Here is a 5,393-nt window from a genome sequence, read left to right as displayed (position 1 = left end):
CCACACTCCCCTCCACCGCCTATCGCGCCGCCCGCGCCTGTTTTTTAACCCCCCCCCCCCCACCCGGTCCCCCGGGGCCGCGGCGGCGTCCCACCGGGCCGGCCCCGCCGCCGGGGGGGCGGCGGGCCCGACGCTGATCGAATCCAAGACCTATCGCCATCGCGGCCATTCCAAGAGCGACCGCAACCGCTATCGCACCAAGGAGGAGATCGAGGACTGGATGTCGAACCGCGATCCGATCACCCTGTTCGAGAGCGAGCTCAGGGAATTCGGCTTCATCGACGACAAGGGTATCGAGGCCATTCGCGACGCCGTGGCGCAAGAGATCGCCGAAGGCATCGAGTTCGCCAAGGCGAGCCCGTCGCCGGACGTCCGCGACACCGGGAATTATGTCTATACGGAGCAGGCGTAATGGACGCGATGGTGCGTGAACTGAGTTACGCCCAGGCGATCCAGGAAGCCATGGCGATCGCCATGGACATGGACGAACGCGTCTTCCTGATGGGCGAGGATATCGGCGTCTATGGCGGTGCCTTCCAGGTGACCGGAGATCTGGTCGAGCGTTTCGGCACCGAGCGGGTGATCGACACGCCGATTTCGGAACTGGGCGGGGCGGGCGTTGCCGTCGGCGCTGCCCTCACCGGCATGCGGCCGATCTTCGAATTCCAGTTTTCCGATTTCGCCACGCTGGCCATGGAACAGATCGTCAACCAGGCGGCGAAGATGCGCTTCATGTTGGGCGGCGAGGTTTCGGTTCCCGTGGTGATGCGCTTTCCCGCCGGTTCCGGCACGGGTGCGGCGGCTCAGCACAGCCAGAGCCTAGAGGCCTGGCTCGGCCACGTGCCGGGTCTGAAAGTCATCCAGCCGGCGACGCCCTATGATGCCAAGGGCATGCTTTTGGCGGCGGTCGCCGACCCCGATCCGGTGATGATCTTCGAGCACAAGCTGCTCTACAAGATGAAGGGCCCGGTGCCCGAAGGCTATTACACCGTGCCGATCGGCAAAGCCGATATCCGCCGCGAGGGCAGCGATCTCACCATCGTCGCGACCTCGATCATGGTGCAGAAGGCGCTCGACGCCGCAGCCGCGCTGGAGAGCGAAGGCATCGACGTCGAGATCGTCGATCTCCGAACCATCCGGCCGATGGACAAGCAGACCGTCATCGACAGCGTCAAGAAGACGTCGCGGCTGATGTGCGTCTACGAAGCGGTCAAGACGCTGGGTATCGGTGCCGAGGTCAGCGCCATGATCGCCGAAAGCGAGGCGTTCGACTATCTCGATGCGCCGATCGTGCGGCTGGGCGGCGCCGAAACGCCGATCCCCTACAATCCGGAGTTGGAGAAGGCAACGGTGCCGCAGGTTCCAGACATCATCACCGCCGCGCGCGACCTCGTGAAAGGGGTCCGCTGAGAAATGCCGACCGAAGTCATTCTTCCCAAGGTCGACATGGACATGGCGACAGGACAGATTTCGCGCTGGTTTGCCGAGGAAGGTGCGCACGTCAAGAAGGGTGACGTGCTGTTCGAGATCGAGACCGACAAGGCGGCGATGGAAATCGACGCGCCTGCCAGCGGCGTGCTGCGCGATGTCACCGGCAAGGAGGGGGTCGATATTGCGGTCGGCGCGGCTGTTGCGTGGATCTATGCCGAAGATGAAAGCTATGCGCCAATCTCCCCCCTCGAGGGGGAGATGTCGACGAAGTCGACAGACGGGGTTGCCTCAGGCGGCACCGCCCTTGAGCCGCGTCCGGTCGAACCGACCCCACCCGACCGGCCTGCGGCCGGCCACCCTCCCCTCAAAGGGGAGGGGGACGTTCTGCGGCTCTTCGAAGAAGGCTCCTACGATCTGGTCCCACATGACAACATGCGCAAGACCATCGCGCGGCGTCTGGTCGAGGCCAAGACCACCATCCCGCATTTCTACCTGACGCTCGACTGCGAACTCGATGCGCTGCTTGCGCTGCGCACGCAGATCAATGCCGCAGCCCCGGTGAAGAAAACCGACAAGGGCGACGCACCGGCCTACAAGCTGTCGGTCAACGACATGGTGATCAAGGCGATGGCGATGGCCTTGAAGGCGGTGCCGGATGCCAATGCGTCATGGACCGAAAGCGCCATGGTCAAGCACAAGCATGCCGATGTCGGCGTTGCCGTCTCGATCCCTGGTGGCCTGATCACGCCGATCATTCGGCATGCGGACGAAAAGACGCTGTCCACCATCTCCAACGAGATGAAGGATCTGGCCAGCCGTGCGCGCAGCCGCAAGCTGAAGCCGGAAGAGTATCAGGGCGGCACCACGGCGGTGTCCAACCTCGGCATGTTCGGCATCAAGGATTTTGCCGCCGTCATCAACCCGCCGCATGCCACCATCCTGGCCGTCGGCGCCGGCGAGGAGCGGGCGGTGGTCAAGAACGGCGAGATCAAAATCGCCACCGTGATGTCGGTGACGCTGTCCACCGACCATCGCGCCGTCGACGGCGCGCTTGGTGCCGAACTGCTGGTCGCCTTCAAGCGGCTGGTCGAGAATCCGATGGGTTTGCTCGTGTAGGCTCTGTCGGGAGCCGGCGCGAAATGATGCGCTGGCATACATCAGAAACGACTTGTCAGGCGCCAACCCTTGACCCATGTTCTAGCTGGATTGCGCTCAAGGGAGGCCAACATGCCTGCATTCGACCCATTGGACGTGAAAGCCTTGTTCGGCAAGGTCATGGGTGCGTCGCCGTCCGACATCAAGCTGGTGGCGCAGCGCTTGCACGATCACGCCTTCGAGCCGCGCATGTCGGCGGAGGAGACGAGGCAGCTTGTCGTCAGCCTCGGCTATGACAGTCTGGACGCGTTCTGTGCCGACATCGGTCTGCCGGTGCACATCGCCGAGCGGTGGAGCCGTTTTGGTGTTTCCGGCGAGATGAAACAGGTGTTCACGCTGCTGGCGGCCCAGCGCAAGCGGGTAGCCGAGGCGATCGCCGAGTTCGAGTCCATGACCCATGTCGGTGTCGAGGACTTTTTGCGCGAGCGCGGGCTTATTTAAACCGAAAGCCGGCTCAGCCGCCCTTCGCCAACAGCGCCGCGGCCGTATCGCTGTCGGTGATCAGCACATTGGTGCTGACGGCTTTCAACGCGGCGAGGATCGCCGGAACCTTGCGCTTGCCGCCCGCGGCTAGCACGACGTTCGGCACTTGGCCGACCACATCGAGATCGATAGCCATGACCCGTCCGTTGACCTCGTGATCGACCAGCCCGCCATTGGCGTCGACGAAATAGCACAGCATGTTGGCGACCGCGCCCTTCGCTTTCAGCGGAGCGATCAGCGATGACGGCACGATACCGTGCCGGAAGATGGTGGCATCGGGCGACATATCGCCGACCGTCAGCAGCGCGATGTCGGCGGCCGCCGCGCGTTGGCGCACCTCCTGCAGGGTCGGCTGTGCCCACAGCAGATCGCGCAACGAGGAATTGTCGACCGTCACCGGCGCGGTGATCTGGTAGCTGTCCACGTCGAAGACATCGGCGACCTTGGCGGCGACGATGGATGGATTGATCCATTGCGAATGCGGCAGGCTGCCGACGAGCGCCACCACGGAGGCGCGCTTCAACTGCCGGCGGGCGAGGAAGCCGAGGCTGGCATGCAGCGTCGCGCCGCCTCCGATCGCCAGCGTCATGCCGTCCTGCATCTGCTCGCCGAGATAGGTCGCGACGGCGTGTCCGATCGCCTTTTCCAGATGCTCATGCGCCGAGGGTGTCGGGATGACGACAGCGGCGTTGAGGCCCCAGCGCTTTTCCAGGGCCCGTTCGAGCGCCACCTGCCCGGCGGTCGGCGCGTTGATCATGATGACGACAATGCCTTCGGCGGTACAGGCGGCAAGCGTGCGCATGACCTTCACCCTGGAGACATTGAGCTTTTCGGCGATCTGCTCCTGCGTAAAGCCTTCCACATAGTAGAGCCAGGCCGTCTTGACGCTGAGATCGGACGAGACCATCGGCAGGCGAGCCGGTCCGGGTTTTTCCGTGGGCATCGGTTGCTGTCCCTCATGAGCCGTGGCCTGACCGGATGCCTCTTCAAGGAAGCGCCGGCCGGATGTCAACTGGTGCCGGACCTCCGGCGCGTCGATTGTTGCACAATGCTGTTCATTTGTAATTGACATTGTACATATGAACATATTTTGTGGCTCTCACGCGCTGTGTCATCCACCAGTCATATGCGCCGTGCAGGGAGGAAGAGACGGGGAACTGGCCAGGGGCCGGACCGGTCATGCACAGACAAGACAGGAGGTCTCATGAAGACGCACTTCATCAAGCTGCTGGCCAGCCAGCTGGCGCTCGCGGCAACTTTGTTTGCCGGCGTGGCAAACGCCGAAACACTGACGCTTTACACATCCCAACCGGAGGCCGACGCGGCCAAGACCGTGGACGCCTTCAAGAAGGCGCAGCCCGGTATCGACGTGACCATCTATCGTTCAGGAACGAGCGACATCCTGACCAAGATGGCGGCCGAGTTCGCCGCCGGCAGCCCGCAGCCCGATGTGCTTCTGATCGCCGACGCGGTCAGCATGGAGCTGTTGAAGAAAGACGACCGGCTGCTGCCTTATCCCGAGGCCAAACTCGATGGCATCGAGCCGGGTGCCTATGACGCCGACAAGACCTATTTCGGCAGCAAGCTGATCACCACCGGCATCGTCTACAACACCGCGGCCGCCGAAAAGCCGGAGCATTGGGCCGACCTCGCCAAGCCGGCCTATGCCGATGGGCTGGTCATGCCGAGCCCGCTCTATTCGGGTGCGGCCGCCTACCTGCTTTCAGGCTTCGTCGGCGACAGCAATTATGGCTGGGATTTCTTCCAGAAGCTGAAGACCAACAACACCGTCAGCGTGCGCGGCAATGGTGCGGTGCTGAAGTCGGTGGCATCAGGCGAGAAGCCCTATGGCATCCTGGTCGACTTCATGGCGATGAACGCCAAGAAGAAGGGCTCGCCGGTCGAGTTCGTGTTCCCCAGCGAAGGTGTGCCGGCGGTGACCGAGCCAGTCGCGATCATGAAGACCGCCAAGAATGTCGACGGCGCCAAGAAGTTCGTCGACTTCATTCTTTCCGATGACGGCCAAAAGCTGGCGTTGTCGATGGGCTATCTGCCGGCGCGCGCCTCGGTCGGCCGCCCCGAATGGCTGCCGGAAGGCGTCAAGATCAAAGTGATGCCGTTCGACACCAAGGCAATCGTCACCAAGACCGACGCCGACAAGGCGAAGTTCTCGGAACTGTTCGGCGGCTAAGCCGGCAATCCCGTGGGGGGGGGCCCCCCGGGGGGGGGGGGCCGGGGGCAACCCCGCGCGCACGGGGGGCGGGCCGACGGGGAACGCACAAGGTCGAAACCGGGGGGGGGAGGCCGGGGGCGGGGAGTGGGGG

The 5,393-nt window shown here is 63.7% G+C and carries 6 protein-coding genes; 5 read left to right on the top strand and 1 reads right to left on the bottom strand.

The window, feature by feature from the left end; all coding sequences use genetic code 11:
• The 4 genes from NKJ06_RS34160 to NKJ06_RS34145 form a co-directional block, all read left to right on the top strand.
• On the top strand, positions 1 to 412 hold a 412-nt coding region (locus NKJ06_RS34160), incomplete at its 5' end, for a thiamine pyrophosphate-dependent enzyme (RefSeq protein WP_352812323.1).
• On the top strand, positions 412 to 1,410 hold the full coding sequence (locus NKJ06_RS34155; protein WP_352633330.1) for an alpha-ketoacid dehydrogenase subunit beta: 999 nt from the start codon (positions 412 to 414) through the stop codon (positions 1,408 to 1,410). The genes NKJ06_RS34160 and NKJ06_RS34155, both read left to right, overlap by 1 nt.
• Before the next feature lie 3 nt (positions 1,411 to 1,413).
• Positions 1,414 to 2,547, top strand: coding sequence for a dihydrolipoamide acetyltransferase family protein (locus NKJ06_RS34150; RefSeq protein WP_352812321.1), 1,134 nt, complete (start codon positions 1,414 to 1,416; stop codon positions 2,545 to 2,547).
• A 111-nt stretch (positions 2,548 to 2,658) separates the two neighbouring features.
• Positions 2,659 to 3,027, top strand: a complete 369-nt coding sequence (locus NKJ06_RS34145) for a hypothetical protein (protein WP_352636301.1) — start codon at positions 2,659 to 2,661, stop codon at positions 3,025 to 3,027.
• A 13-nt stretch (positions 3,028 to 3,040) separates the two neighbouring features.
• Here the strand turns inward: NKJ06_RS34145 and NKJ06_RS34140 are convergent, their stop codons facing one another.
• Entirely contained in the window at positions 3,041 to 4,012 is a 972-nt protein-coding gene (locus NKJ06_RS34140; protein ID WP_352636299.1) for a sugar-binding transcriptional regulator, read from the bottom strand.
• Positions 4,013 to 4,273: 261 nt separating this feature from the next.
• Here NKJ06_RS34140 and NKJ06_RS34135 point away from each other — a divergent pair, with 261 nt between their 5' ends.
• The gene (locus NKJ06_RS34135; protein WP_352636297.1) at positions 4,274 to 5,260 is read left to right on the top strand and encodes an ABC transporter substrate-binding protein; all 987 of its coding nucleotides are present in this window, start codon (positions 4,274 to 4,276) and stop codon (positions 5,258 to 5,260) included.
• Positions 5,261 to 5,393: the final 133 nt, after the last annotated feature.

Origin of the sequence: Mesorhizobium sp. M0293 (assembly GCF_040321735.1) — a bacterium.
GTDB lineage: Bacteria > Pseudomonadota > Alphaproteobacteria > Rhizobiales > Rhizobiaceae > Mesorhizobium.
Note: the sequence above shows the minus strand (reverse complement) of the source record. Positions and strands in the feature narration are given on the sequence as shown.

Bases quoted from the DNA above. Each gene is read 5' to 3' on its own strand.
- NKJ06_RS34155 (WP_352633330.1), top strand. From the start codon at position 412: ATGGACGCGATGGTGCGTGAACTGAGTTACGCCCAGGCGATCCAGGAA.
- NKJ06_RS34150 (WP_352812321.1), top strand. From the start codon at position 1,414: ATGCCGACCGAAGTCATTCTTCCCAAGGTCGACATGGACATGGCGACA.
- NKJ06_RS34145 (WP_352636301.1), top strand. From the start codon at position 2,659: ATGCCTGCATTCGACCCATTGGACGTGAAAGCCTTGTTCGGCAAGGTC.
- NKJ06_RS34140 (WP_352636299.1), bottom strand. From the start codon at position 4,012: ATGCCCACGGAAAAACCCGGACCGGCTCGCCTGCCGATGGTCTCGTCC.
- NKJ06_RS34135 (WP_352636297.1), top strand. From the start codon at position 4,274: ATGAAGACGCACTTCATCAAGCTGCTGGCCAGCCAGCTGGCGCTCGCG.